The organism is Pelomicrobium sp. G1 (assembly GCF_051905455.1).
GTDB lineage: Bacteria > Pseudomonadota > Gammaproteobacteria > Burkholderiales > UBA6910 > Pelomicrobium.
This window is the reverse complement of sequence record NZ_JBQACR010000461.1, coordinates 1-252: the sequence shown is the minus strand read 5'-3', so window position 1 is coordinate 252 and position 252 is coordinate 1. Positions and strand designations below refer to the sequence as shown.

The window sequence follows — 252 nt, the reverse complement described above, 5'->3', positions numbered from 1 at the left end:
GTACTACACATGGACTCAATATTTCCTTGACCATCCCTTGTCTAACAAATATTGAACCTGTCTTTTCACCTCCTCATTCTCTTGAGGTGTCAATATGTAAATTTCTTTATTTGGAAGGATTTCTTCTGGTATCAATTCAATGTGATGACTGATGCTTCTGATAGGTGGCAATGAGTTTGGAAACTCATCTACTACAATATCAACAAAATTCCCTAGTAGCTCCTGATCTTCCTTAGGAAAATCCTCCAGTGA

At 37.3% G+C, this 252-nt stretch carries 1 protein-coding gene; it reads right to left on the bottom strand.

What is annotated here, in order from left to right; all coding sequences use genetic code 11:
- Positions 1-15 precede the first annotated feature (15 nt).
- Positions 16-252: hypothetical protein (locus tag ACTFO6_RS19235; protein ID WP_439935927.1), on the bottom strand; the 237-nt coding region annotated here is incomplete at its 5' end.